Below are 24869 nucleotides of genomic sequence, written 5' to 3'. Positions count from 1 at the left end.
GGAAAATCCTCGGTCGATGCGCAAATCAGCGGGTTCAGCGCGCATAAAGTCACACATTAGTGGGAAAGAAAATGCCCGCTACCCGACGCCCGGTGCCGAGCAAGACCATAATCATGGCGATTTTGGCGCAGCCGACCAGGCGATCGCGCCGGAGGCGAGCAGGACGGCGGCGGCCACGATCGAGGCAAGGAAAAAGTTACCCGATGCCTGCGCAAGCATCCCGGCGACGATCGGGCCGATGATCTGGCCGAGGCCGAAGGCGGCCGTCATTACCGCCAGCATCCGGCGTGGTGCTTGCGGAGCAAGCTGCCTGCCGGTCTGCAGTCCAAGCGCGGTGATGGCGATGAAGGTGCCGCCGACAAGAAGGCCGCCGAGCAGCGGCCCGATGCGCCCGCCCATGACGACACTGGCGCTGACGCCGACCACCTCGACCAGGCATCCCAGGGCATAGGTGGCATAGAGCCCAATCCTGGCCGCAAGCTTCTGCCACAGCCAGACCGAGGGAAAACCGGCAAGTCCGGTTACCATCCAGACCACGGCTTCGAAGACGCGGCCGCCGCCGCCCTGGCGGACGATGGCGACCAGGAACGTCGCCGTGACGATGTAGCCGAAGCCAAACAGGCCGTAAGCGACAATGATCTTCACCAGTGAAGGGTTTTTTGGCAACGCCGGCTCGGGCCCGGCAACGCTCTTCGCGGCCGAGGTGCCGCCGGCCAGCAAGGCGACGGCGGCAAAGCCGCAGGCCGAAATCACCGCGGACCACAGCCAGCCCGCCGCCCAGCCGGCATGTTCGGTGACGAGGACTGCCAACAGCGCCGAGGACGCCGCGATGCCGAGGCCGACACCGCCGAAATACAGTGCTTGCAGGTCGTTTCGCCCGGCCGCGGCGAGATGACCGAAAACGATGCTGGTCATGAAGACCAGGACAAAGGCGCTGGCGAGGCCGGCAAGAAAGCGGATGACGAGAAACGCGGCCATCGTGCCGCTCAGGCCCATCAGGCCGGCGAGGATCGCGGTGGCGGCAAGGCCGGCCAGCATCAGCTGGCGCTCGCGGCCTTGCGCCCAGCCGCCGGTGGCGGCAAGCGCGCCGACGAGGTAGCCGAGATAATTGGCCGATGCGATCCAGCCGGCATCGGCCGGCGACAGGCCGAGCTCTTCCATCATGCCAGGCAGGATCGGCGTATAGACGAAGCGGCCGATGCCCATGGCGACGGCCAGGGCGATCATGCCGGCGATTGCCAGGCGCAAAGGCGAAGCGATGTTCATCGCGGTGCACCATAGGTGCGCCTGCCGGTGAGACAATCCGCCTTTTATTGGGCCAGAAGTGTTCGCAGCCGCGTCGGCGGCTGGCTCGCCTGAGGTGCCAAGCACGATCCTCGTTCAGGAACTCAGCCGCAGCAGGTCGAGGCCGTCTCGTAGTGAGTACGACCCGCGGTCAGCCTGAACGGCATGTCGGCGAGTTCGCGCTCCGACATGGTATAGAGGAGCGGATGCGCCAGCGGATCGGTCACCCAGCTGCTGGCCTCGCTGTCGTGCCGGTATGGCTGCATCCCGATCGGGGAAAAGGCGCCGAGCCATGATAAAATCTTCATCGGATTTGCCTCCTCACTCTGCGTAATCCACTTAGAATCCGCCGTTCGTTAGCGTCTGGCAATTGAGATTTCCGCCGCTCCAGTTTAGAAAAACTGTATGGCTATGCTGAACCGTGTCCATCTCAACGGCTTGCGCGCCGTCGAGGCCGTCGCCCGCTTGGGCTCGCTTGCGGCGGCGGCCGGCGAGCTCAACGTCTCGGTCAGCGCCGTCAGCCAGCAGATCAACCGAACAGAAAAACAACTCGGCCGCGCGCTGTTCGAACGAACGCCAGCTGGCCTGGTGGCGACGGAATTCGGCACCGTCTTTACCGCGCGGCTCGGCGCAGGGTTTCGCGAACTCGCGCAGGCGGTGGCGCTTGCCGACGAAAGCTCGGAATGCACGCTGGTGGTTTCGGTGGCGCCGGCCTTCGCTTCGAAATGGCTGCTGCCGCGGCTGTCGCGGCATTTCGCCCGCCATCCGAACGTGCTTCTGCGCATCGATGCCTCGGTGCGGCTTGCCGATCTTGATCGTTCGGACATCAACGTCGCCATCCGGCTCGGCGACGGCAAATGGCCGGGCGGGCAGGCCGAATTGCTGCTGGCGCAGGAGGTGTTTCCGGTCTGTGCACCGGTGATCGCCAGCAAGCTGAAATCGATCGAGGACCTTGCTTTGACCTGTGCGATCACCGACGAAAGATCGATGATCAGCTGGGAGAGCTGGTTCGAAGCGGCCGGGGTGAAGCCGGTCACCTTCATGAAGGGCGCGCGCTTCACCGATCCGATGCTGTGCCTGGAATCGGCGATTGCCGGCCACGGCGTCATGCTTGGCTGGCAGTTGCTGGCCGCCGACGCACTGGCCGACGGCCGGCTTGTCGCGCCGTTTGGCGTACGGGCGCAGAGCGGGCTCGGCTATTGGCTGGTGACCTCGGCCAGCAAGAACGAAAGCCGTAAGGTCAGGGATTTCAAGATCTGGGTGCGCGAAGAGATCGAGGCGACGATGGCGCAGTTCAGGTCGCTCGAGAGCGCCAGCTGAGCCTGCCAGCACATCACGGTGGAAAGGTCGGTAGCGCCGGTCTATGTAAGAAACAGTCCCCAATCACGGCAGGCAGGATCATGACCACACATTCGCGCGGCGTTTCCGCAACCATCGACCCGGTGAAGCTCGACAGGCTGGCGGAGGTCGCCGTCAAGGTCGGGCTGCAATTGCAGCCGGGGCAGGATCTGGTGCTGACCTCGTCTATTGCAGCGCTGCCTTTGACGCGGCGGATCGTCGAGCACGCCTACAAGGCAGGCGCGGGCCTTGTGACGCCGATCTTCAACGACGACGAGATCACGCTCGCGCGCTTCCGCTACGGCGCCGATGCCGGCTTCGACCGCGCCGCCGGGTGGCTCTATGAAGGCATGGCGAAAGCCTTCGCCAACAATGCGGCGAGACTTGCCGTGCGCGGCGAGGACCCGTCGCTGCTTTCGGCGCAGGACCCGACAAAGGTAGCGCGTGCCAACAAGGCGATTCGATGGCCTACCAGCCGGCGCTGGAGAAGATCACCGGCTTCGACATCAACTGGAACATCGTCGCCTATCCCGATCAGGCCTGGGCCAAGCAGGTATTCCCGGACGACGCCGAAGACGTCGCCGTGGCCAAGCTTGCCGACGCCATCTTTGCCGCCTCGCGGGTGGATGTCGAAGACCCGATCGGCAACTGGACGGCGCACAATGCGGCGTTGAAGAGCCGCACCGAATGGCTGAACGGCCACAATTTCCACGCGCTGCATTTCACCGGCCCCGGCACCGACCTGACCGTCGGGCTGGCCGAGGGGCACGAGTGGATGGGCGGCGCCTCGACCGCCAAGAACGGCATCACTTGCAACCCCAACATCCCGACCGAAGAGGTTTTCACCACGCCGCATGCAAGGCGCGTCGAAGGCCATGTCACCAGCACCAAGCCGCTGTCCTACCAGGGCACGCTGATCGACGGCATTGCGGTGCGTTTCGAGGCGGGCCGCATTGTCGAGGCCAAGGCCACGAAGGGCGAGGATGTGCTGCAAAAGGTGCTCGATACCGACGAAGGCTCGCGCCGTCTCGGCGAGGTGGCGCTGGTGCCGCATTCCTCGCCGATCGCCAAGAGCGGGCTGCTGTTTTTCAACACGCTGTTCGACGAGAATGCCGCCTGCCACATCGCGCTCGGCCAGTGCTACTCGAAGTGCTTCGTCGACGGCGCCTCGCTCGGCCAGGACGAGATCGCGGCGCGCGGCGGCAACAAGAGTTTCATCCACATCGACTGGATGATCGGCTCGGACAAGATCGACATAGACGGCGTCCATAAGGACGGCAGCCGCGTGCCGGTGATGCGCAAGGGCGAGTGGGTTTAGGCCCGGGATCTCTAAACGAAGGCCAGCAAGCAGCGGCGCCTGCTGGCCCGTGCGGAGTTGGCAATGGAGCTCGCGGTAAAGCGCATCTATGAGCCGCCGGCGCCCGATGACGGGCAGCGGGTGCTCGTCGACCGCATATGGCCTCACGGCGTCCGCAAAGAGGACGCGGCGCTGACGCTATGGCTAAAGGACATCGCGCCAAGCACTGGGTCGCGCAAATGGTTCGGCCATGAGCCGGCGCGCTGGGCGGAGTTCCAGCGGCGATACCGCGATGAGCTCGACCGGAACGGCGAGGCGGTGGCGGAACTGCGCGCCTTGCTCCGTGAGGGCAAGGTGACGCTGCTCTACGGCGCCCATGACGAGGCGCACAATAATGCGGTGGCGCTGGCGAGCTATTTGCGTGGGACGGACTGAAGCGCGAGCCTGCGTCCTGTGACTTTGGAGATTGGCGAAAGCCGTAGCGACGGCCAGAGGGGTGCTTCCCTCCGACCTCTCAAGACCTGGGTTCCTCGCCCCCGCGAAGCGGGGGAGAGGTGGCCGCGAAGCGGTCGGAGAGGGGGCTTTCGTAGAGTGCTCCCCCTCTCCGTCTCGGCTTCGCCGAGCCACCTCTCCCCCACTTTCGTGGGGGCGAGGAACCCAAGCTGGAACGAAGCCGCGAAACCTCGCCGTCCCGCTGCACCGGGTTCAACCACCCATCGCCTGCTGATAAACGTCCGGCTTGAAGCCAACCAGTATGCGATCGCCAAGTTCCAGCACCGGACGCTTGATCATCGTCGGTTTGGCCAGCATCAGCGCCTTGGCCTTCTTCTCGTCCAGGCCCAGTCTGTCCTCGTCCGACAGTTCACGGAACGTTGTGCTCGCCTTGTTGAGCAGGATTTCCCAGCCGACCTTGCCTGACCAGCCGTTCAGCCGATCCGCGTCAAGCCCGTCTGCCCTGTAGTCGTGAAAGCGATAGGCAACATCGTGACTCGCCAGCCAGGAACGCGCCTTCTTGACCGTATCGCAATTGGTGATGCCGTACATGGTGATCGTCAAAACGCGTCCTCGGACCAGTCGAATCTGATGGCACCCTAAAGCCGCGCCTCTCGGTTTTCCAGCGGCCTCGCCGGGCTCCGCGATTTTCGCGCTTGCCAATAGTAAGGAATCTTCCGAACTATTTCCCGAGCTAATTTGAGGCAAGGAAACGACCATGACGGGCCTGCAGACCGAAAGCCCCCCGCCGATCGACGGCATTTTCCGGGCGCTCGCCGATCCGACCCGGCGACGCGTGGTCGAGCGACTGAACCGAAGCCCCGCCTCGGTCAGCGAGCTTGCCCAGCCGTTCGAGATGGCCCTGCCATCCTTCATCGAGCACCTCAGGGTTCTGGAAGGCTGCGGGCTGGTGCATTCGGAAAAGGCCGGCCGCGTCAGGACCTATCGGCTCGCGCCGGAGCCGTTGAAGCTCGCGGAAAACTGGCTGGCCGAGCAGCGTGCGCTGTGGGAGCGCCGTCTCGACCAGTTCGACGATTACGTGCTGAAACTCAAGGAGAAAGACAGATGAATATGGTGCCGTTGTTCCAACCCGATCCGAAGCTCGACCTCGTGCTCGAACGGACGATCGAGGCGCCGCGAAAACTGCTGTGGATGGCCCTGACGAGACCCGAGCATGTCAGCCAATGGTTCACGCCGAAGCCGTGGATCATCACCGATTGCGAGATCGACCTGCGGCCCGGCGGCCTGTTCCGCACCCGCATGCAGTCGCCCGACGGCAAGGAGGTCAACGACAGGCGTTGCTGCTACCTCGAGATCGTCCAGGACGAGCGGCTGGTGTGGACCGATGCGCTGCTGCCAGGCTACCGGCCGTCAGGCGACCCATTCATCACAGCCGTCATAGCGCTGCAATCGCATGGCGAGACGACGCGCTACACCGCCACCGCCATCCACCGCGACGAAGCCACGCGCAACAGCCACGAGGAGATGGGCTTCTACGACGGCTGGGGCACGGTGGCGGATCAGTTGGCCGGCTATCTCAAGACGATCTGAGGCGACCCTGCTTCGCACTCACATTGCGGCCACGCAATCGTTGTGGCCGTTCAGCCGAACGCCGGTGCCGAGGCACCAACGCTCGGAACAAATTTCGACGGTTGGCGCAATGCCAGATGTCGAAGGCTCAGGCGCCGTAGCCGATGATGCCCTTGATCTCGAGGAAGTCGTGGATGGCCCAGTCGGCGTATTCGCGGCCGTTGCCGGACTGCTTGTAGCCGCCGAAGGGCGCGAACGTGTCCCATTCCGGATAGTTGATCGAGACCTGGCCGGCACGCAGGCGGCTGGCAATCTTGCGGGCGTGGTCGATATCCCCGGACTGCACATAGGCAGCCAGGCCATAGACGGTGTCGTTGGCGATCTTCACCGCATCATCATCGTCATCGTAGGAGATGACCGACAGAACCGGCCCGAAGATCTCCTCCTTCTCGATGGTCATGCCGGGCGTGACGTGGCCGAAAACGGTCGGCCGCACATAGTAGCCACGGTTGAGGTGCTCCGGCCGGCCGGGGCCGCCGGTGACCAGCGTCGCACCCTCGGCGATACCTGCCTCGATCAACCGCTGGATCTTGTCGAACTGGATGTTGCTGACCACCGGCCCGAGCTTGGTCTCCTCCGAGCGCGGGTCGCCGACCTTGTGCGCTTCGGCGGCCTTCCTGGCGATCGTCAGCGCCTCGTCGTGACGGGCGGCCGGCACCAGCATGCGGGTCGGCGCATCGCAGGACTGGCCGCTATTGCCGAAGCAGGCGTTGACACCCTTGCGCACCGCCGTCTCGAAGTCTGCGTCGGGCAGCACGATGTTGGCCGATTTGCCGCCGAGCTCCTGCGCGACGCGCTTGACGGTCTCGGCCGCCGTGTTGGCGACGATGATGCCGGCCCGGGTCGACCCGGTGAACGAGACCATGTCTACGTCGGGATGGCCAGCCATGACCTGGCCGACATCCGGACCAGTGCCATTCACCATATTGTAGACGCCCTTCGGCGTGCCGGCGGCGTCCATCACCTCGGAAAAGATGATGCCGCTGATCGGCGCGATTTCGGAAGGCTTTAAAATGACGGTGCAGCCGGCGGCGATGGCCGGCGCCACCTTGCAGACTATCTGGTTGAGCGGCCAGTTCCACGGTGTAATCAGCGCGCAGACGCCGATCGGCTCCTTGACCACCATGGTGGTGCCGCGCTTCTCGCTGAATTCGTAATCCTCCAGCGCCTTGATAGTGGCTTCCATATGCGCCCTGCCCGCCCAGGCCTGCGCCTCGCGCGCCCACCTGATCGGCGCGCCCATTTCCTGGCTGACCGCCTGGGCGATGTCCTCGTAGCGCTCATTGTAGACTTCGAGGATACGCTTCAGCAGCTTCAGGCGCTCGGCCTTGGTCGTTTGCGAAAAGGCCGGGAATGCCGCCTTGGCTGCAGCCACGGCCTTGTCGACATCGGCTTTCGAGCCGACCGAGATTTTGGTGTAGGCCTCTTCAGTGGACGGATCGATCACATCCAGCGTTGCCGGAACCACGGGGCCGACCCATTTGCCGCCGATGAAAAAATTGAGATGATTGCTCATGGGCCGTGCTCCGGTTTTCTGGAAATGAGTGAGACTAGCTAGGCAGCATAGGGCAGTTGGCACCACGGCGCAGGCTGATATGCGCCACGTCGCCGACGCTGAATTGAAAACCCTCTGTCCGGCGCGGCGCGTCGATCACCACCTGTGTCCCCTGCCCCAACTCTGCATGAAGGCGCAAGGTGCGGCCGTGAAAGACGATGCTGTTCACCCGCACCGGTGCAGTACCGGCCGCCGCCTCGGTCGTGGCCAAAAGGTCCTCCGGACGCACGCCAATGGTGCGCACCGTGCCCTCGCCAGGCAGCTCGCCTTTATCCGAAATCGCTTCCAGCGGCAGAGCGCCGGCGATGAACCGCAAGCGCTCGCCGTCACGGCCGACAAAGCGCGACTGCAGAAGGTTCATGGTGCCGATGAAGCTGGCGACGAATTTGGTGGCGGGTCGATCGTAAAGGGTCGCCGGCGGCGCAATCTGCTCTATGCGGCCCTTGTTCATGACGACAATGCGGTCTGAGATCGACAGCGCCTCGGTCTGGTCGTGCGTGACCATGACGAAAGTGGTGCCAAGCCGCGACTGCAGTCGCTTCAGTTCGACCTGCATCTGTTCGCGCAGATGCGCATCGAGCGCCGACAGCGGCTCGTCGAGCAGCAGCACACGCGGTTCGCAGACGATGGCGCGGGCAAGCGCGACGCGCTGGCGCTGGCCACCCGACAATTCCGACACGCGGGCGCCGAGCTTTTCAGCAAGGCCGACCATGTCGAGCGCTGCGCCGACGCGCCTTGCCTGTTCGGCACCGGAGAGCTTGCGCAGCGACAGGCCGAAGCCGACATTTTCGGCAACGTTCATGTGTGGGAACAGCGCGTAGTCCTGGAACACGGTATTGACGGGACGGCCGAAGGGCCTGAGCGCTGTGATGTCGCGGCCTTCGAGCAGGACCCTGCCGTTCGACGGGCTCTCGAAGCCGGCGATGACCCGCAGGCTGGTGGTCTTGCCGCAGCCGGACGGTCCGAGCAGGGTCAGGAACTCGCCGCGCGAAATATCGAGATCGACGGCGTCGAGCCCGATGATGCCGCCGGGGAAAATCTTGGAGACCTTGTCCAGCCGGACGAGCGGATCAGGCGCCATCGCGAACCTCGGACGGTTTGGTGGTGTTGACCCACAGGATCTGGCAGCGCTCGCTGCCCGGATTGCGGAAGGCATGCAGCAACGTGCTCTTGAAGGCGAAGCTGTCGCCGGCCTTCAGCCCGTATCTGGTCGAATCGACCACCAGCTCGACCTCGCCGGACAGGACGAAGCCGAATTCATGGCCGGCATGAGCGTAGGCTTCGGCGGTGCCGCCACCCGCTTCCACGGTCACCAGCATGCCGGTCAGCGTGGCGGCCGGCGGCGACAGCAGCGCCTTGGCGATGCCTTCCGACTTGACCGGGATCTGCCGCCGGCTGTTGGCGCGCACACAATAAAGATCGTTGCCGACATCATTGCCGTCGGCGATCAGCGCCGACGGCTCTATATCGAGGGCGGCGGCAAGCGGCCAGATCACGCGGACCCGCAATGACGACATGCCGCGCTCGATCTGGCTTAGCGCACCTATCGAGACACCGGCTTTGGCGGCTAGTTCGGCCAGCGAGAGATTGCGCTCCAGCCTGAGCGCCCGCACGCGCCGGCCGACCCTGACGTCGGCGTCGTCCTTCGGCTTCTCAGCCGCTTCGTCCAGCATGTCCATTCGTTCGTCCTTGTTACAGTATTTTTGGCCGGCGCCGCGTGGTCTTCCCTTCTCCCCCTTGTGGGAGAAGGTGGCCGAGCGAAGCTCGGTCGGATGAGGGGTGTTCCAGAAAACACCAACGCCTCATTCCTTCCAACACCCCTCAACCGTCTTGGCGCTGCGCGCCAATCCACCTTCTCCCACAAGGGGAGAAGGAAGAGCGAACTCAGCCGCCTGCCTTGACCTTCTCGAACATCTTGGCGAGTTCGTCATTCTGTTTCATCGGCCCGGTGAAGATCGTGGTCTTCAGCATCACCTCGGGATCGGAAGGCAGCTGCAGTTTCTCCAACTCCTCCTTTGGCACGGCGGCGAAAGCCGAGCTGGTCGAGCTGCCATAGCCGTAGGCCTGGATCAGATACTTTCCGGAATCCGTTTCCAGCCGGCTGTTGATGAAGTCATAAGCAAGATCGACGTTCTTGGCGTCCTTGAGCATGACGAAACCGCAAGCCCAGGTCAGCATGCCTTCCTTCGGCTTCATGAACTCTACAGGCACGCCCTGCTTCTTCAGCGAGGTGGCCGAGGCGTTCCAGGTCATGGCCGCGACCAGCTGGCCGCTCGCCAGTGCCTGTTCGACCGAGGTCATGTCGGTGGTGTAGTTCGAGAGCAGCGGGCGCTGCTCGCGCAGTTTTTCCGCCACCTTGTCCATCTGTTCCGGTGTCATGTCGAATGGATTGACGCCGGCCAGAAGGGCCGCCACCACCGGTGTGTCGTGGACGGCATCGATGGTCGCCATGCGCCCGGCATATTGCTTGTCCCAGAGCAGGTTCCAGCTGGCTTCGGGGTTCTTCACCAGATCGGTGCGGTAGAGGATCGAGGTATTGCCCCAGTCCCACGGCACCATCCAGACCTTGCCGTCGCCGGCCTGCAGGTCGGGCAGGTTCTTGAAGACCGGGAAGATCGAATCCCAGTTCTTGATGCGCTTGGTGTCGATCGGCTGCAGCAGGCCTTCCTTGTTCCAGCGCGCCACCTTGTCATAGCAAGGGTGCGCGACATCGGGGCGGAAGCCGGCCTTGACCTTGGTGAAGGCGTCATCGTCGTCGCCGAACGTCGCGGCTTCGACGCCATCAGGGTGCGCGGCGAGGAAGCTCTTGTTGAAGTCGGGCAGCTCGTAACCCGACCAGGTGAAATATTGCAGCTTGTCGCCGGCAAAGGCGACAGTCGACGCAAGCGCCAGCGCGAAGGCGGCCAGTCCGGTTTTCGCTGTCTTTGCCGTTATCGATTTCAAGTCGAATGCCATTGCAGTTCTCCTCTTTCGGTTTCTTCTGGTTTTGACAGGCTGGCGGGCGCTGGCCGCCGGGTGGCGGCAAGCCCGCGATGGCGCAGGATTTCGGCGAGTGCGGCGATAACGAACGACACGGCCAGGATCGCCGTGCCGAGCGCCATGACGGTCGGCAGCGATTTCGGGAAGCGCAGTTGGCTCCAGATATAAAGCGGCAGCGTCGGCTCGGTGCCGGCAAGGAAGAAGGCGACGATGAACTCGTCGAACGAGGTCAGGAAGGCCAGCATGAACGCCGAAATAATGGCGGGCAGGCTGAGCGGCAGCATCACCCGTCTGAAGGTCGTCCAGTCCGAGGCGCCGAGGTCGAGCGCTGCCTCGCGGATGGTCTTCGGGATGGCGGCGAAGCGGCTGCGCATGACCACCACCGTCGTCGGCAGCGCCACCAATACATGGCCGAGCACAATGGCAATGCGCGACGGCCCGAAACCGGCGAGATTGACCAGGATCAACAGCGAGATGCCGACGATGACGCCGGGGATCAGGATCGGCAGCCGCGCAATGGCACTGATCGTGGCGGCCAGCGGCGAGCGGCCGTAGAGGTCCATATAGGACACGGTGATGCCGCAGAGTGTTGCGCCGGTGGCGGCAATGGCGCCGATGACGAGGCTGGTGGCAAGCGCACCGGACAGCGCCGAATTGCCGTAAAGTGTGCCGTACCACTCAAGCGTGAAGCCTTGCAGCGGAAATGCCGCCTGGATCGAATTGTTGAATGAAAACAGCGGGATCAGCAATATCGGCAGATACAGGAACACCAGATAGGCAAGGACGTAGGCTCCGAGCCAGCCGCCGCCTTGCTTTGCGTCCAGGCGCGCGGTGTTCATGTGCGGCTGCCGTATCGCCGGTCGGCGAAGCGCACCACCAGCACCACGGCGAGAATGACCAGCATGACGGCGACGGCGAGTGCGGCGCCGAACGGCCAGTCATTGGCCTTGCCGAACTCGGCCTGGATCAGTGTGCCGATCATTGTACTGGCAGGGCCGCCGACCAGCGCCGGCGTCACATAATCGCCGACGGTCGGCACGAAGACGACGAGAGCGGCCGCCAGCACGCCCGGCATCGAATTGGGCAGCACGATGCGGCGGAAGCTGGTGAATGGTTTTGCGCCGAGATCGGAAGCGGCTTCGAGCAGCGATTTCGGGATGGTGTCCAGCGCCACATAGATGGGCAGGATAGCGAACGGCGCATAAGCGTGGGCGAGCGTGACGACGACCGCTGCCGGCGTATTAAGGAAGGCCAATGTCGGCTCCGACCAGATGCCGCTTTCGATCAACGCCGAGTTGAGCACGCCATTATAGGCAAGCACGATCTTCCAGGCGAAGACGCGCAGCAGATAGCTGGTCCAGAACGGCAGGGTCAGCAGGAACAGCAGCAGCCCACGCCGCCGCCCGCCATGAAAGGCCAGATAGTAGGCGACAGGATAGGCCGTGACGACGGTTGCCAGCGTCACCAGGCCGGCGATGCTCAGCGAGCGCAGCGTCACCGTCCAGTACAGCGGATCGGTGGCCACAGTGACGAAATTCGCAAGGGTGAAACCAGCCCCCAGCAACGAGCCGTCATTGCCGCGGAAGGCGAGGAAAAGCACGAGGCCGAGGGCGAAAAGGATCAGCAAGAAGGTGACCAGCCCGCCGGGCAGCAGCATGGCGAAGCGGAAGGCCGGCGAAGACCGGGTTTCCGGCAGCGACTGCGTTACGACGATGGTCGACATCGGCTGTCCATCGAAATTTGAAATCGATTAAGCTTTTTTCATATTTGTGAAATTGTCAAGCTGTTTCATGCTTGGGCATGAACGTCAGCGTTCGAACGCGTCCAGCATCCGGTACCAGGCGATCGTCGCGGCGACGCCGACCTGCCGAAACGCATGAAACGGAATCGGCCGGATCGGCGAGACCGGGAACGGCAATTGCCTGGTGTCGCCGCTCGACAGGTAGGAGGCGATGCGCTCGCCAAGCGCGGTCATCAGGCCGATGCCGCGGCCCTGGCAACCGACGACCGCCAGCAGACCCTTCTCTGGCTCGTGGATATGCGGGAGATGGTCCGGCGTCATTGCCACCCGGCCGAACCACCGCTTTTCAATGGCAATGTCTGACAGCGCCGGATAAAGCCGCAGCAGCGCGCGCTCCAGATGCGCCCAGTCGGCCGGGCCGTTCGGCAAGGCCATGCGGCCGCGCCCACCAAGCACCAGCCGGCCGTCGGCACTCTTGCGGTAATAGACGAGGATGCGGCGCGAATCCGAAACCGCCTGCCCGTCCGGCAGGATCGCCGCCGCGAGATTGGACGATAGCGGCGCTGTCGCGATCTGGAAGGAATGCAGCGGAACGATCGTCTTGGCGAGGCCGGGGAGCAGGCCGCCGGTATAGGCGTTGGTCGCCAGAACGACCGCCTTGGCCTTGAGTTCGGCGCCGCTTTCCGTCGAAACGTGCCAAATGCCAGCATTCTTGCTGATCTGCATCACGTTCTGGCGCTCGGCGATCTTTACGCCCGCCGCTGCAGCGACGCGCGCCAGTTCCAACGTGTAGGCGAGCGGATCGATGACACCGGCGCGGCGATCGAGCCAGCCGCCGAGATAGCCTTGCGCGCCGGTCATCGTCGCGATCTCCGTCCCGCTCAGCAGCCGGACATCGGCGCCGCGGGCGCGCCACTGCCGATCCCGGTTCGCCGCCGCTTTCAGCGCGGTCTCGGTATGCGCGGCCTGGATCCAGCCATTGCGGACGAACGGCACCGCCAGTCTTTCGTCGCGGATCAATTCGAAGACGGTGTCAGCGGTCGAGGCGGCAAAGTTGACGAGCGCTTCGCCGCGTTCGAGACCAAAATGCTCCAGCAGCCAGTCCGGATCGTATTTCAGGCCGGGAATGACCTGACCGCCGTTCAGGCCGGATGCGCCATTGCCAATTTCGCCGGCCTCCAGCACCTGGACGGCAAGGCCGAGCCGGGCAGCGTGCAAGGCCGCTGACAGACCCAGAATGCCGCCGCCGACGATAACGACATCGACGCATTGGCCGGCTGGAAAAAGCGACTGGAACGCGGTGGCTGTCCGCGGCTTCTGCCAGATTGGATCGGAAAACCGTAAGACCAAGCGTCACCTGAAGATTTCAGTAGGTGAAAACCCTAGCGACGGTTTCATTATTTTGAAAGAGCGTTTTCCGTCGCCGTTGGCGCACGTCAGGCTCGATCAAGGTCCAGCGATGCGAAGACCGCTTGAAAGAATTGACAAAGCTCGCCCTGCAAGCGGGATAGACCTTTGGCGGGAATTTGTTGAAAGTGCCGCGGCCGAAGGACAAGACAACAGGAAATGTAAGCCATGACGAACGCCACACATTTGCCCGCCGAAGGCCTCTTCGTGGGCCGCGCCCGGGCGAGCGATGCTTCCCTTCCGCTGGTGGTCACGGTGCGTGACGGCACGGTCTTCGACATCACATCAAATGTCGCACCGACCGTACGCGACGTTTGCGAATTGCCGGATCCGGCGGGGCACGTCCGCTCGGCCAAGGGGCGGCCGATCGGCCCGCTCGATGCCATTGCCGCCAACAGTTTCGAGACAGCGCGCGATCCGGGGAAACCGTATCTGCTGTCCCCCGTCGACCTGCAGGCGATCAAGGCATCTGGCGTCACCTTTGTCGTCAGCTTGCTCGAGCGCGTTATTGAGGAGCAGGCGCGCGGTTCGGCGGAAAAGGCCGACGCCATTCGCGCCGACATTGCCGGGCTGATCGGCCACGATCTGTCGAAGCTCAAGCCCGGCTCGCCGGAAGCGATGGAGATCAAGGCCAAGCTGATTGCGCGCGGCGCCTGGTCGCAATATCTGGAAGTCGGCATCGGCCCCGATGCCGAGATCTTCACCAAATGCCAGCCGATGGCCTCGGTCGGCTTCGGCGCCGACGTCGGCCTGCATCCGGTTTCGACATGGAACAATCCGGAGCCGGAGATCGCCATGATTGCCGCCAGCAGCGGCAGGATTGTCGGGGCGACGATCGGCAACGACGTCAATCTGCGCGACGTCGAGGGGCGCTCGGCGCTGCTGCTCGGCAAAGCCAAGGACAACAACGCCTCGGCAGCACTTGGCCCCTTTATCCGGCTGTTCGACGAGACATTTTCCATTGGCGACGTGAAGCAGGCGATCGTACGCCTGAAGGTCGAAGGCGAGGATGGGTTCTCGCTGGAGGGCGCCAGTTCGATGGCCGAGATCAGCCGCTCGCCGGAAGAGTTGGTCGCCGCCGCCATGGGGCCACATCACCAATACCCGGACGGGCTGGCGCTCTATCTCGGCACGATGTTCGTGCCGTCGAAGGATCGCGGCGAAACAGGCAAGGGCTTTACCCACAAGGTCGGCGACATCGTCACCATATCGTCAGAGAAGTTCGGCGCCTTGGTCAACCGGGTGCGGTTGTCGCCCGACTGTCCGCACTGGACTTACGGTGCCAGCCACCTGATGCGCGACCTTGCCAGGGCCGACCTCATCTAGTCCCCCACCCTACATCCGATAGATTCTAGAATTCTCTGATTGGAAATTACCTGCTCGTCGGCATTCGGGAGAGTCCATTGATCGTCGCTCTTGAGGGCAAGACCCTTGTCGTTACCGGCGGAACGCAAGGACTTGGCGAGACCATCGTCCGGCTGGCCTCAGCCGATGGCGTCGAAGGGATCGCCATTGTCGGCCGCAATGCCGAGCGTGGCAGACGCATCGCCGAAGAGCTTTCACGACCAAGCCGGCCCGTCGTCTTCATCCAGGCCGACCTTGGAGATCCGGCCGCGCCTGCAGCTGTCATGGCGGAAGCGATCAAAAGACTCGGCCGCATCGATTGTCTGGTGAACGCCGCGGCCCTCACCGACCGGGCCTCTCTGGAAACTGGCACAATCGACGACTGGGACAGGTTGTTTTCCGTCAATGCGCGCGCGCCGTTTTTCCTCATGCAGGGGGCCGTAGCCGACATGAAGACACGGCGGGCGGCGGGCGCCATCGTCAACATACTGTCGGTGAATGCGCATTGCGGTGCGCCGGACCTTGCCATCTATTCCGCAACCAAGGGCGCGCTTTCGACGCTGACCAGAAACATTGCCAACGCACATCTTTCCGATCGCATCCGCGTCAACGGCATCAACATGGGCTGGGTAGCGACGCCGGCCGAACAAGAGATGCAGGCGCGCACGCTGGGCAAGGGCGAAAACTGGGCAAAGATTGCCGCCGCCGGCCTGCCGCTTGGTCGATTGCTGACCATGGACGAAGTCGCCCAGCTAACGCTGTTCCTGCTCAGCGACGCCTCCGGGCTGATGACCGGGACGCTTATCGACCTAGAGCAATACGTGCTCGGCGCGCCGCCGCGCGGGATTGCATGACGGTCACAAGGCCGATCGTCGGCCGCCTGGAAAATATCAGCCAAACTGATGCAATCTGATGGGATTGCTGATGGCGTGGTGCCTTGCGCCAACGTCCATTGGCGATGGAGGCTTGCCATCGGTCGAAAAAGGGAATGCTCTAATGCGCCCAGGTCGACGCTGGCAAATGCGACCACGGTTGTTGGCCGCGCACGGCTTTGGCCGCGATCGTCGTCGGAGGAGGAGTTCGGTTCAAATGGGAGGAAATCAAATGCTGACGAGGCTAAGACTGCTTGTACTTGGCTTGGTGGTGGCGCTGGCCATTCCGGCCGCGGCACAGGCCAAGACGTTCTACTGGATTTCGCATGGCGGCCCGGCCGATCCGGTCTGGACCTACTTCCTTGCCGGCGCCAAGCAATGGGCGACGGACACCGGCAACACCGTCAACACGTCGTTCCACAATGGCGACGTGGCGTCGCAACAGGAAGCCGTCCGCGCCGCAATCGCCGCCAAGGCCGACGGCATCACCACGACCAGCCCCGATCCGGGCAGCCTTGTCGAGATCGTCAAGGAAGCGCGGGCGGCGAACATCCCGATCATCAACTTCAACACGCCCGACCCGAAGGCGGATTTCAACGCCTATGTCGGCGGCGACAACGTCACCTTCGGCAAGCATTGGGCGCAGTATTTGGTCGACAAGGGCCTGGTGAAGAAGGGCGACTTCGTCTGGATGCCGGTCGAAATTCCCGGCGCCACCTATGGCGTCCAGGAAGAGGAAGGCATCAAGAGCGTCTTCGAGCCGCTCGGCATCACCTATGAAATCACCGAAGCGACGCTCGACCAGGCCGAAGTGATCAACCGCATGGTCGATTACCTCACCGCCAACCGGGCCAAGGTCAAGGCGGTCATCGGTCTCGGCGACCTTGTCACCGGCTCGATCAAGCGGGTGTTCGACCAGGTCGGCGTCAAGCCGGGCGAAATCCCGGTCGTCGGCTGGGGCAACTCGCTCGACACCACCCAGGAAGTGCTGAACGGCTACGTCAATGCCGGCCAATGGCAGGATCCGCAGGCGACCAGCTACGTCGCGCTCTCGCTCGCCAACATGGCGGCGAGCGGTATCCCGCCTGGCTTCGACGTGATCACCGGCGCGCTCTACGAGAAGGACACCGCGGCGGTCTACGACAAGATCCTGTCCGGCAAATAAATCCGCGATCGAGTTGGCCACGGCCGCTTCGGCGGCCGTGACCGTCTCATCATTCCGCCGAAGCCGGTTGCGGTCGCGGCCAAATCCAATCCTATCGCGGGTCCAAGGTGGAAAATCGTTCTCTTATCCAACGCTCGATCGCGCGGCCCGAGTTCGGGCCGTTTGTGCTGCTCGTCGTCGAGATCGCCGTGTTCTGGGGCATCAACCACGACTTCCTGTCGCCGCAGAACATCTCGAACACGCTGGCCTTCACGGTCGAGCTCGGGCTGATCGCGCTGGCGATGACGCTGTTGATGACATCAGGCGAATTCGACCTCTCGGTCGGCTCGGTGTTCGGTTTCTCGCCGGTCCTGATGTGGACGTTGTTCAACAGCGGCGTCGCCTCGCTCGAAGCCGCCTTCGTCATCTCGCTGGTGGTCGCTGCATTCATTGGACTGGTCAATGGCTGCTTCGTGACGCAACTCAAGATCCCGTCCTTCCTGGTGACGCTGGGCATGCTGCTGGTGGTGCGCGGCACCGCTTTGTTCGTCACCAACGGGTTTCCGCAGCGGACCTGGAGCGCCGAGGGCAGCTGGCTGGCGGAAGCGCTGGTCGGCGATTTCTTCATCGGGCCGTTCCGTATCTACATGTCGCTGTTCTGGTTCATCGCCGCCGCAATCGTGCTCGGCTACGTTCTGACGCAGAGCCGGACAGGCAACTGGATCCAGGCGGCCGGCGGCAACCCGAGTGCTGCAAGGGCGCGCGGCGTCAATGTCAGCGGCGTCAAGATCGGCCTGTTCATCCTGTCGTCGATCCTGGCCTCGCTTGCCGGCGTCATCTCCTCGCTACGCACCTCTGCGGCCAACCCCAACAGCGGCACCGGCTACGAGCTCGAAGTCATCGCCATGGTGGTGATCGGCGGCACGGCGCTGACCGGCGGGCGCGGCACAATCATCGGCACGGTGCTCGGTATCCTGATCCTGCGCGTGATGCGCAACGGCATCGTGCTGATCGGTGTGCCCGGCCTTGCCTATAATATTTTCATCGGCGCCATCATCCTCGGCATGATGGCGCTCCATTCATGGCTGGAACGCCGGCATCAGGCAGGGACTTGAACCATGGCCGAACCGCTTGTCCGCATGGAAAATATCCGCAAGTCCTATGGCCGCGTGCAGGCGCTGGTTGATGCCAATTTCCATGTCAACGAAAGGGAGATCGTTGGACTGCTCGGCGACAACGGCGCCGGCAAGTCGACGCTGATCAAGGTGCTGTCGGGCGCGGTCCCGCTGACCAGCGGCGACATCTTCATCCGCGGCAAGAAGGTGAATCTGCGCAGCACCAGCGACGCCATCGCCCATGGCATCGAGACGATCTACCAGGACTCCGCGCTGGTGACGCAGCTGTCGATCGCCCGCAACCTGTTCCTCGGACGCGAGCCGATCAAGCCGCCGCGTTTCCTCAACCGCATGGACCAGGAGGCGATGAACGTGGTTGCCCGCGACCTGCTCAAGCAGGTCGGCATCTCGAAGAACATCCCGCCGACGACGCCGATCGGCTCGCTCTCCGGCGGCGAGCGGCAGGCGGTGGCGATTGCGCGCGCCATGCATTTCGACAGCGATCTCATCATCCTCGACGAGCCGACCAACAATCTCGGCGTCGCCGAAACGCAAGGCGTGCTGAGCTTCGTGCGCAGTGCCCGCGATTCCGGCCATTCCTGCATCTTCATCGCCCACAACATCCATCATGTCTTCCAGGTGGTCGACCGCATCGTCGTCATGCGCCGCGGCAAGGTGGTCGCCGACGATGTCGACCCGAAGAAGACCAGCGTCGCCGAAGTCGAACGCGTCATCACCGGCATGTCGGACAAGGAGATCCATGACGCGCTGGTCGAGGGCACGCAACGGCCCGGCTGAGCAGCCGGGGGTCGGCCTGATCGTCGAGGCACTGGATCGCATCGCCACATGGTTGCGACATGAAAGCCACCGTTTCGGATATTGCCAGGAGCTGCGGCCTGTCGACCGCGACGGTCGACCGTGTGCTCAACAACCGGGCGGGAGCCAGTGCCGCCAACCGGCAGCGCGTGATGGAGGCGGCCAAGCAGCTCGGCTATCTGCCGGTGGTCGACCAGGTAGCGTTGCCCTCGCGGCCGGCGCATCTCGAATTCTTCCTGCCGATAGGCAGCAATGCCTTCATGGCCGATCTGGCCAGGCACATCGAGGATTATGCGGCGCGCCTGCCGCTGGTCGCCTCCTGCCGCATCCACAAGCTCGCCGGCATCTCGCCGAGTGCCTTGCAGGCGGCCGTCGAAAACCTCTCGCTCAAGGCGAACGGTGTCGGCGTCATTGCCGTCGATCACCCGAGAACGCGCAACATCTTGCGCGAGATCGTCGAGGCCGGCATCCGCCTGGTCACACTTGTGTCCGATGTTCCGGGCGCGCCCCGCTCGGCCTATGTCGGCATTGACAACCGGGTGGCCGGCCGTACGGCGGCGCTGCTGATGGGACGGTTCCTCGGCGGCCGCCAGGGCCATCTGGCGATGGTCGTCGGTTCACGCTCCTACCGCGGCCATGAGGAACGCGAGATGGGCTTTCGCTCCGTGCTCGGCGAGGAGTTCCCCAACCTAACCGTCACTAGCGCCGTGGAGATCAACGATGAGCCGGAGGTCAGTTATACCGCGACCATGAAGGCGCTGCACAACGCGCCGGAGCTGCTCGGCATCTATTGTATCGGCGCCGGGCGCTCGGGCGTGGCAAAAGCATTGCTCGAAGTCAGGCCGCAGACGAAGCCGGTGTTCATCTGCCATGATCTGACGCGCGAGACGCGCGGCTATCTCGTCGACGATCTGCTCGACGTCGTCATCGACCAGAATGCGCGGCTGATCGCCGAACAGTCGGTCATTCGCCTGCTCGGCTCGATCGCCTCGTCGGCGCCCTATCTGACGCGGAAATTCATCGAGCCGCGCCTGATCTTCAAGGAAAATGTCCCGGTGCAGTGATGTCGCGCGAGGCGATGGTCGCTCGGGCCTCGATCGTTAAAATTCGGTTGATACCGCAAATCTGCACATCACCTATGCAACTTTTGTGGTTGCCGAATCATTGGGCAATCGATAGTTTTGCAGGTGTCGGCCATCTACTCCTCCCAGATGCGATGCCGACGCTGAGTGCGGTACACCTCCTCCCGTGCCGTATTCGATATCGAGCCCGCTGCCACCTCCTCCCGGCAGCGGGCTTTTTTTGTTCCAGCTCCAGGATAGCGGCCAATGCTTGCGGTCGGGACAGCACCGGACACGTTTGCTGATCCGCGGATCGATGAGCTTCGCTGCGACCGCCGCGGCTTGTCGGGCAGAATCCTGTCACACTTGTCACTCTCACCGGTTCGCCGGCGGCCCTATCCTGCCTCACGACCAGCGATCAACGCCGCGCCGGCCATGGTGCGGAGGATCGGCACAGGAGACGCGAGATGGCACATCGCGATGGGACGAGACATCACCCGGCGACGCGGCCCGCAATCGAAACGCCACGTATCGTTTCGCCGCTTGCGAGACTATCTGGCCCTGAAAGACGTGATCAGGCCTTCCGCCATGCGGACGAACTGCGCGCTCGGGCCCTCGGCGCCGACGCTTTGCAGGCTGACGCGGGCGCCCTCGAGCAACAGCGACAGCGTGTCCGCAAGAAGCTCGGCCTGGCCGATGCCGGCATCGCGACACAGCGAGACCAGCCGCTCGCGCTGCGCTTCCTTGAGCTCCTTGATCACTTGCCTTGCCGGATGATCGGCCTCGCTCAGCTCGATGGCGGCGTTGGCCATGTCGCAACCGCGGCGATCCGACATCAGGCAATCGGCCGCCATCCGGACCCAGGCATGCAGCTGCGCCAGCTTGTCGCCCGGATTCTCGGCCTCGAACTTCTCCCACATCGCGTTGGCGCTGCAGGCAGTCGCCCGCAGACATTCGATGATCAGGTCGTCCTTGGACTCGAAATGCCGGTAGAGCGTCATCTTGTTTGTGCCGGCGGCCTCGGTGATGGCGTCGATGCCGACGCCGCGAATGCCATGCTTGTGAAACATGTCCCGTGCCGTCTCCAGGATCCTGTCCCGGGGGCGAACACGCTCCACAACAACGTCTGTCATCAAAACCTCCGTGATTGCGTTTCCCGAAATTCCCTCGGTGCACCTCTTGACTAGGGTGTTACCGGTCTGTAACGTTAGAGATGTTACTTACCTGTAACACCCGCATTGCATCATGTCAAACTCGCAAGTGCCAGCCATCAGCCCCGCCCCGATCGGCAAGGGGACGAACCGCACCTCACGGCCTCGGCCGGCGAGCAAGAAAACACCAGATCCGCGGCTTGCCGCGGATCACCAAAAACCAGGAGCCGCTTCGATGTCGCAGCGCAATGATCTGACGATCGATGAAGTCGTAAGGGATCCGATGATCCGCATGCTGATGAAGGCCGACCGCGTCGACCCGCGGTCTTTCGAGGCGATGCTGCGTGCGGTGGCGGACGAACAGGCCGAGCGCCGCAATGCGCCGCGCCGCCTTGAAGATTTCGGCTTTCTCGAAGATTCCGGCTCAACACGCAGCCGGCGGCTGTCCAGGGTAGCCAGGGCGTTTGGCCGGGCCAGAGCATCGGGCGAGGCTTGCATCTCATGGTAAACTTCTTCATTCATCGTCCGATCTTTGCGTCGGCGATCGCCATCATCATGGTGCTCGCCGGAGCGATCTGTTATTTCCTCCTGCCCGTCTCGCAGTTTCCCGACATCACGCCGCCCCAGGTCGTGGTCAGCGCCCATTACCCGGGCGCCAGCGCGCAGGTCGTCGCCGACACGGTGACGACGCCGCTCGAACAGCAGATCAACGGCGTCCAGGGGATGACCTATATGTCGTCGTCGAGCTCCAATGACGGCTCCTCGACGATCACAATCACCTTCGACGTCGGCTACGATCTGAGCACGGCGGCCGTCGACGTCCAGAACCGCGTTTCGCAGGCGGCTTCCTCGTTGCCGGCCATCGTCAATCAGGGCGGCGTGACGATCAAGAAGCAGAACCCGAACTTCGTCCTGATCGTCGACCTCACCTCGCCAGACGGTTCCGTCAACCCGGTCGCGCTGAGCAACCTCGCCTACTTGCAGGTGGTCGATCCGCTGAAGCGCCTGCCCGGCGTCGGCGACGTGCAGATCTTCGGTGAGCGGCGCTATTCGATGCGCATCTGGCTCGACCCCGACAAGCTAGCCAATCTCGGCATTACTGCCGTCGACGTGCAGAACGCCGTCGCCGAGCAGAACGTCCAGGTGGCGGCCGGCAAGATCGGGCAGTCGCCGGCTCCGGCCGGCACCGCCTTCGAGATGCAGGTCAACGCCGTCGGCAGGCTGAGCGATCCCAAGGAGTTCGGCGACATCGTCGTGCGGGCCAATACCGCCAACGGCTCGCTGGTCAGGCTGCGCGACGTTGCGCGCATCGAGCTCGGCGCGCTGCAATATTCGTCGTCGGCCTTCTTCGGCAAGGACCCGACGGTGGTGCTCGCGGTCTACCAGATGCCGGGCTCCAACGCGCTCGATCTGCAGCAGCGCGTCAAGGACAAGATGCAGGAGCTGTCGGCCCGTTTCCCGAAGGGCGTCAGCTACGCCATGCATTACGATACGACACGTTTCGTTTCGGCCTCAATGCACGACGTGCTGATCACGCTCGGCGAAGCGCTGGTCCTGGTCGTCGCCGTGGTGTTCATCTTCCTGCAAAGCTGGCGCACCACGATCATCCCGACGATCGCAATTCCGGTGTCGCTGGTGGCGACGCTGGCCGTCATGCATATGCTTGGCTTCTCACTGAACATGCTCAGCCTGCTCGGCATGGTGCTGGCGATTGGCCTCGTCGTCGACGACGCCATCGTCGTCGTCGAGAATGTCGAACGCCAACTTGAGGCCGGTCTCAAACCTCTGGCTGCCACGCGCACCGCGATGGCGGAGGTCACCGGCCCGATCATCGCGACGACCGCCGTGCTGATGGCGGTGTTCGTGCCGGTCGCCTTCATTCCGGGCGTGTCCGGCCGGCTCTACAACCAGTTCGCCCTGACGGTGGCGATCTCCTTCGGCATCTCGGCCTTCGTCTCGCTGACGCTTACCCCGTCGCTCAGCGCCGCCTTCCTGCGCCACCGGCCGGAAACGCAGTTCGTGCTGTTCCGCTGGTTCAACATGGGCTTCGAACGGCTGGCGCATGCCTATGCGAATGGGGTCCGTATTCTCATCCGCCTGCGCTGGATCATGCTCGGCGTGTTCGCGGCCGGACTTGTCGCGACCTATTTCGTCTGGCAGCGCCTGCCCTCGACCTTCCTTCCGGTCGAGGACCAGGGCTATTTCTTCGTCGTCATCCAGCTCCCCGACGGGGCCTCGCTGGAACGCACCGACGCGGTGGCGCAAAAGGCACGCGACATCCTGCAGAACACGCCCGGCGTCGACATCGTCGGCTCGATCAGCGGCTTGAACTTCCTGACCAGTGCCGCGCAGTCGAATTCGGCGGTCGAATTCGCTATCCTGAAGCCATGGGACGAACGCGGCCCCGATCAGAGCGCGTCTAAGCTCGTCGCCGACGTGCGCAACAAGCTGCTGCAAATTCCAGAGGCTTTTGCGCTGAGCTTCGACCCGCCGTCGATCCCAGGCATTGGCACCACCGGGGGCTTCGAGTTCCAGGTCGAGGACCTGACCGGCCGCGGCAGCGTGGCGCTCAACGATGCGACGCAAGCCGTGATTGCCGAGGCGCGCAAGCAGCCCGAGCTCAACCCACAGCAATTGTTCTCGTCGTTCTCGACCTCGACGCCGCAGTTCAACTACGATCTCGATCGCGCCAAGGCGAAGCTGCTCGGGCTCAACCTGCCGGACGTGTTCAATACGCTGCAGATCTATCTCGGCTCGCTCTATGTGAACGATTTCAACCTGTTCGGCCGCACCTTCCGGGTGACGATACAGGCCGACAAGGACTCTCGCGCCGGTCCGGCCGACATATCGCGGCTCTATGTCCGCAATGCGTCGGGTGGCATGGTGCCGCTGAGCACGCTGGGCAAGCTTGTGCCCGTCGTCGGCCCCGAGACCGTGCCGCACTACAACAACAATGCGTCGGCCCTGATCAATGGCGGCGCCGCCCCCGGCTTTTCGTCCGGCCAGGCGGTGGCGGCGATGGAACGCGCCGCTGCCACGGCGTTGCCGAGAGACTTCGGCTACGAATGGACCGGCATCACCTATCAGGAGCTCAAGGCGGGATCGATCGCATCCGTCGTCTTTGGTCTCGCGATCGTCTTCGTCTTCCTGATCCTCGCCGCGCAATATGAGAGCTGGGCGATGCCGTTCATGGTGCTGCTGGCGGTGCCGCTCGCACTGTTCGGTGCATTCGTCGTGCTGTGGCTGCGCGGCATGCAGATCGACGTCTATTCGCAGATAGGCTTCGTCATGCTGATCGGACTGGCGGCCAAGAACGCGATTCTGATCGTCGAGTTTGCCCGGCGCCGGCGCGAAGAAGGCCTCAGCATCGTCGACGCCGCGATGGAAGCCGCGCGGCTGCGGCTGCGGCCGATCCTGATGACCGCCTTCGCCTTCATCCTCGGCGTGCTGCCGCTGATGTTCGCCACGGGTGCGGGTGCCGCAAGCCGGCAGTCGATCGGCACCACCGTCTTTGGCGGCATGGTCGCGGCGACGATCCTGTCGCTGGTGTTCGTGCCGGTCTTCTATGCGGTGATCGAGCAGCTGCGCGAGCGCCGCAGCGAGAGCGAACCGGTTTCCGAAGCGACCGAACAACCAACTGCCGAACCCGCCTTCGAGCCATTGGCCGAAGCGGCCGAATAGGA

The 24869-nt window shown here is 63.6% G+C and carries 23 protein-coding genes and 1 pseudogene; 13 read left to right on the top strand and 11 right to left on the bottom strand.

Translation table 11 applies throughout. The features are described from left to right. Positions 1–111: 111 nt before the first annotated feature. Together NKI58_RS27775 and NKI58_RS27770 are read right to left on the bottom strand one after the other, a co-directional pair. On the bottom strand, positions 112–1266 hold the full coding sequence (locus NKI58_RS27775; protein WP_352788384.1) for a YbfB/YjiJ family MFS transporter: 1155 nt from the start codon (positions 1264–1266) through the stop codon (positions 112–114). A 122-nt stretch (positions 1267–1388) separates the two neighbouring features. Next, positions 1389–1592, bottom strand: coding sequence for a hypothetical protein (locus tag NKI58_RS27770; protein WP_352788381.1), 204 nt, complete (start codon positions 1590–1592; stop codon positions 1389–1391). Positions 1593–1689: 97 nt separating this feature from the next. Between NKI58_RS27770 and NKI58_RS27765 the strand changes: the two genes are divergently transcribed. The 3 genes and pseudogenes from NKI58_RS27765 to NKI58_RS27755 all read left to right on the top strand — a co-directional run bounded on the left by NKI58_RS27765 (position 1690) and on the right by NKI58_RS27755 (position 4354). Next, positions 1690–2604 (top strand): LysR substrate-binding domain-containing protein, encoded by a 915-nt coding sequence (locus NKI58_RS27765; protein WP_352788378.1) that lies wholly within the window; start codon positions 1690–1692, stop codon positions 2602–2604. A gap of 80 nt (positions 2605–2684) precedes the next feature. Further along, positions 2685–3940 (top strand): annotated as a pseudogene (locus NKI58_RS27760) (aminopeptidase). A gap of 57 nt (positions 3941–3997) precedes the next feature. Continuing rightward, entirely contained in the window at positions 3998–4354 is a 357-nt protein-coding gene (locus NKI58_RS27755; protein WP_352579419.1) for a DUF488 domain-containing protein, read from the top strand. Positions 4355–4624: 270 nt separating this feature from the next. Here the strand turns inward: NKI58_RS27755 and NKI58_RS27750 are convergent, their stop codons facing one another. Then, entirely contained in the window at positions 4625–4975 is a 351-nt protein-coding gene (locus NKI58_RS27750; protein ID WP_352579420.1) for an ArsC family reductase, read from the bottom strand. 154 nt (positions 4976–5129) lie between these two features. Between NKI58_RS27750 and NKI58_RS27745 the strand changes: the two genes are divergently transcribed. Both NKI58_RS27745 and NKI58_RS27740 read left to right on the top strand, forming a co-directional pair. Next, positions 5130–5480, top strand: a complete 351-nt coding sequence (locus NKI58_RS27745) for an ArsR/SmtB family transcription factor (RefSeq protein ID WP_292659938.1) — start codon at positions 5130–5132, stop codon at positions 5478–5480. After that, positions 5477–5962 (top strand): SRPBCC family protein, encoded by a 486-nt coding sequence (locus tag NKI58_RS27740; protein ID WP_502897029.1) that lies wholly within the window; start codon positions 5477–5479, stop codon positions 5960–5962. The genes NKI58_RS27745 and NKI58_RS27740 overlap by 4 nt, the downstream gene beginning before the upstream one ends. Before the next feature lie 127 nt (positions 5963–6089). Here the strand turns inward: NKI58_RS27740 and NKI58_RS27735 are convergent, their stop codons facing one another. From NKI58_RS27735 to NKI58_RS27705, 7 genes are all read right to left on the bottom strand, one after another. After that, positions 6090–7517, bottom strand: a complete 1428-nt coding sequence (locus tag NKI58_RS27735) for an aldehyde dehydrogenase family protein (protein ID WP_352579422.1) — start codon at positions 7515–7517, stop codon at positions 6090–6092. A 34-nt stretch (positions 7518–7551) separates the two neighbouring features. Continuing rightward, the gene (locus tag NKI58_RS27730) at positions 7552–8637 is read right to left on the bottom strand and encodes an ABC transporter ATP-binding protein (RefSeq protein ID WP_352579423.1); all 1086 of its coding nucleotides are present in this window, start codon (positions 8635–8637) and stop codon (positions 7552–7554) included. Continuing rightward, a complete protein-coding gene (locus NKI58_RS27725) occupies positions 8627–9235 on the bottom strand; it encodes a cupin domain-containing protein (RefSeq protein ID WP_023674050.1) in 609 nt (202 codons plus the stop codon). Before NKI58_RS27725 ends, NKI58_RS27730 begins: the two co-directional genes overlap by 11 nt. A gap of 205 nt (positions 9236–9440) precedes the next feature. After that, positions 9441–10511 carry an ABC transporter substrate-binding protein gene (locus tag NKI58_RS27720; RefSeq protein WP_352579424.1) on the bottom strand — a complete coding sequence of 357 codons (1071 nt, stop codon included), beginning with the start codon at positions 10509–10511 and terminating at the stop codon, positions 9441–9443. Continuing rightward, entirely contained in the window at positions 10496–11374 is an 879-nt protein-coding gene (locus NKI58_RS27715; RefSeq protein ID WP_352579425.1) for an ABC transporter permease, read from the bottom strand. Before NKI58_RS27715 ends, NKI58_RS27720 begins: the two co-directional genes overlap by 16 nt. Beyond that, complete coding sequence (locus tag NKI58_RS27710) at positions 11371–12258, bottom strand: ABC transporter permease (RefSeq protein WP_352724043.1); 888 nt, start codon at positions 12256–12258, stop codon at positions 11371–11373. Before NKI58_RS27710 ends, NKI58_RS27715 begins: the two co-directional genes overlap by 4 nt. Before the next feature lie 84 nt (positions 12259–12342). Continuing rightward, positions 12343–13626 carry an NAD(P)/FAD-dependent oxidoreductase gene (locus NKI58_RS27705; RefSeq protein ID WP_352788368.1) on the bottom strand — a complete coding sequence of 428 codons (1284 nt, stop codon included), beginning with the start codon at positions 13624–13626 and terminating at the stop codon, positions 12343–12345. A gap of 225 nt (positions 13627–13851) precedes the next feature. Here NKI58_RS27705 and NKI58_RS27700 point away from each other — a divergent pair, with 225 nt between their 5' ends. From NKI58_RS27700 to NKI58_RS27675, 6 genes are all read left to right on the top strand, one after another. Beyond that, a complete protein-coding gene (locus tag NKI58_RS27700; RefSeq protein WP_352788366.1) occupies positions 13852–15009 on the top strand; it encodes a fumarylacetoacetate hydrolase family protein in 1158 nt (385 codons plus the stop codon). 77 nt (positions 15010–15086) lie between these two features. Continuing rightward, positions 15087–15881: an SDR family oxidoreductase gene (locus NKI58_RS27695; protein WP_352788363.1), complete on the top strand. Its 795-nt coding sequence runs from the start codon at positions 15087–15089 to the stop codon at positions 15879–15881. Positions 15882–16131: 250 nt separating this feature from the next. Next, positions 16132–17064, top strand: coding sequence for a substrate-binding domain-containing protein (locus NKI58_RS27690; protein ID WP_023716807.1), 933 nt, complete (start codon positions 16132–16134; stop codon positions 17062–17064). 107 nt (positions 17065–17171) lie between these two features. Next, positions 17172–18158: an ABC transporter permease gene (locus NKI58_RS27685; RefSeq protein ID WP_352590106.1), complete on the top strand. Its 987-nt coding sequence runs from the start codon at positions 17172–17174 to the stop codon at positions 18156–18158. 3 nt (positions 18159–18161) lie between these two features. Further along, positions 18162–18956 (top strand): ATP-binding cassette domain-containing protein, encoded by a 795-nt coding sequence (locus NKI58_RS27680; protein ID WP_352788359.1) that lies wholly within the window; start codon positions 18162–18164, stop codon positions 18954–18956. 59 nt (positions 18957–19015) lie between these two features. Next, positions 19016–20038, top strand: coding sequence for a LacI family DNA-binding transcriptional regulator (locus tag NKI58_RS27675; RefSeq protein ID WP_352590109.1), 1023 nt, complete (start codon positions 19016–19018; stop codon positions 20036–20038). Positions 20039–20586: 548 nt separating this feature from the next. On the opposite strand, the gene NKI58_RS27670 is transcribed toward NKI58_RS27675, so the two are convergent. Then, a complete protein-coding gene (locus tag NKI58_RS27670) occupies positions 20587–21168 on the bottom strand; it encodes a TetR/AcrR family transcriptional regulator (protein ID WP_352569411.1) in 582 nt (193 codons plus the stop codon). Between the two features lie 253 nt (positions 21169–21421). Here NKI58_RS27670 and NKI58_RS27665 point away from each other — a divergent pair, with 253 nt between their 5' ends. Together NKI58_RS27665 and NKI58_RS27660 are read left to right on the top strand one after the other, a co-directional pair. Further along, positions 21422–21694, top strand: a complete 273-nt coding sequence (locus tag NKI58_RS27665) for a hypothetical protein (protein WP_352788356.1) — start codon at positions 21422–21424, stop codon at positions 21692–21694. Continuing rightward, positions 21688–24867, top strand: a complete 3180-nt coding sequence (locus NKI58_RS27660) for an efflux RND transporter permease subunit (protein ID WP_352615187.1) — start codon at positions 21688–21690, stop codon at positions 24865–24867. The genes NKI58_RS27665 and NKI58_RS27660 overlap by 7 nt, the downstream gene beginning before the upstream one ends. The last annotated feature ends 2 nt before the right edge of the window (positions 24868–24869 follow it).

The sequence above is a fragment of the Mesorhizobium sp. M0522 genome (genome assembly GCF_040321085.1).
Lineage (GTDB): Bacteria > Pseudomonadota > Alphaproteobacteria > Rhizobiales > Rhizobiaceae > Mesorhizobium.
The sequence above is the reverse complement of the archived record's forward strand: the minus strand, read 5'-3'. Positions and strand labels throughout refer to the sequence as shown.

Coding starts and splice junctions, on each gene's coding strand:
- NKI58_RS27730 (WP_352579423.1), bottom strand. CDS start 8,637: ATGGCGCCTGATCCGCTCGTCCGGCTGGACAAGGTCTCCAAGATTTTC.
- NKI58_RS27775 (WP_352788384.1), bottom strand. CDS start 1,266: ATGAACATCGCTTCGCCTTTGCGCCTGGCAATCGCCGGCATGATCGCC.
- NKI58_RS27740 (WP_502897029.1), top strand. CDS start 5,477: ATGAATATGGTGCCGTTGTTCCAACCCGATCCGAAGCTCGACCTCGTG.
- NKI58_RS27680 (WP_352788359.1), top strand. CDS start 18,162: ATGGCCGAACCGCTTGTCCGCATGGAAAATATCCGCAAGTCCTATGGC.
- NKI58_RS27715 (WP_352579425.1), bottom strand. CDS start 11,374: ATGAACACCGCGCGCCTGGACGCAAAGCAAGGCGGCGGCTGGCTCGGA.
- NKI58_RS27700 (WP_352788366.1), top strand. CDS start 13,852: ATGACGAACGCCACACATTTGCCCGCCGAAGGCCTCTTCGTGGGCCGC.
- NKI58_RS27675 (WP_352590109.1), top strand. CDS start 19,016: ATGAAAGCCACCGTTTCGGATATTGCCAGGAGCTGCGGCCTGTCGACC.
- NKI58_RS27665 (WP_352788356.1), top strand. CDS start 21,422: ATGTCGCAGCGCAATGATCTGACGATCGATGAAGTCGTAAGGGATCCG.
- NKI58_RS27725 (WP_023674050.1), bottom strand. CDS start 9,235: ATGGACATGCTGGACGAAGCGGCTGAGAAGCCGAAGGACGACGCCGAC.
- NKI58_RS27670 (WP_352569411.1), bottom strand. CDS start 21,168: ATGACAGACGTTGTTGTGGAGCGTGTTCGCCCCCGGGACAGGATCCTG.
- NKI58_RS27735 (WP_352579422.1), bottom strand. CDS start 7,517: ATGAGCAATCATCTCAATTTTTTCATCGGCGGCAAATGGGTCGGCCCC.
- NKI58_RS27690 (WP_023716807.1), top strand. CDS start 16,132: ATGCTGACGAGGCTAAGACTGCTTGTACTTGGCTTGGTGGTGGCGCTG.
- NKI58_RS27770 (WP_352788381.1), bottom strand. CDS start 1,592: ATGAAGATTTTATCATGGCTCGGCGCCTTTTCCCCGATCGGGATGCAG.
- NKI58_RS27745 (WP_292659938.1), top strand. CDS start 5,130: ATGACGGGCCTGCAGACCGAAAGCCCCCCGCCGATCGACGGCATTTTC.
- NKI58_RS27660 (WP_352615187.1), top strand. CDS start 21,688: ATGGTAAACTTCTTCATTCATCGTCCGATCTTTGCGTCGGCGATCGCC.
- NKI58_RS27710 (WP_352724043.1), bottom strand. CDS start 12,258: ATGTCGACCATCGTCGTAACGCAGTCGCTGCCGGAAACCCGGTCTTCG.
- NKI58_RS27765 (WP_352788378.1), top strand. CDS start 1,690: ATGGCTATGCTGAACCGTGTCCATCTCAACGGCTTGCGCGCCGTCGAG.
- NKI58_RS27720 (WP_352579424.1), bottom strand. CDS start 10,511: ATGGCATTCGACTTGAAATCGATAACGGCAAAGACAGCGAAAACCGGA.